The sequence below is a fragment of the Chryseosolibacter indicum genome (genome assembly GCF_018598585.1).
Lineage (GTDB): Bacteria > Bacteroidota > Bacteroidia > Cytophagales > Cyclobacteriaceae > Chryseosolibacter > Chryseosolibacter indicus.
In genome coordinates this window covers 1-277 of sequence record NZ_JAHESD010000170.1, presented here as the reverse complement: position 1 = coordinate 277, position 277 = coordinate 1, and the positions used below count along the sequence as shown (strand labels likewise).

The 277-nt window shown below is 41.9% G+C and carries 1 protein-coding gene; it reads left to right on the top strand.

Annotated features, from left to right (window positions below):
- On the top strand, positions 1–222 hold a 222-nt coding region (locus KK060_RS24935), incomplete at its 5' end, for a hypothetical protein (RefSeq protein ID WP_254158015.1).
- Positions 223–277: the final 55 nt, after the last annotated feature.

Below are 277 nucleotides of genomic sequence, written 5' to 3'. Positions count from 1 at the left end.
GTCTTTCTCTCCTTACTTTTTTCCTTGATGAAAAAAGTAACAAAAAAATCAAGACATAAAAATGCTTCAACCGCACAAGGCCGAAGCACTGCCCGTCCCGATAGCTATCGGGATGTCGGGCCAACGCACTTGGTTTATCATTATAGGTTTGGGCAAGGAAAGAATATCATTAGGGAAGGCGCAGACACTATTTTTAACATCGTCATTCCCCGCCTGCAATAGATACTATGAAAAGCTAAAAGTTATTGCGAGGGAATCACCGGCCTATCAATTGTAA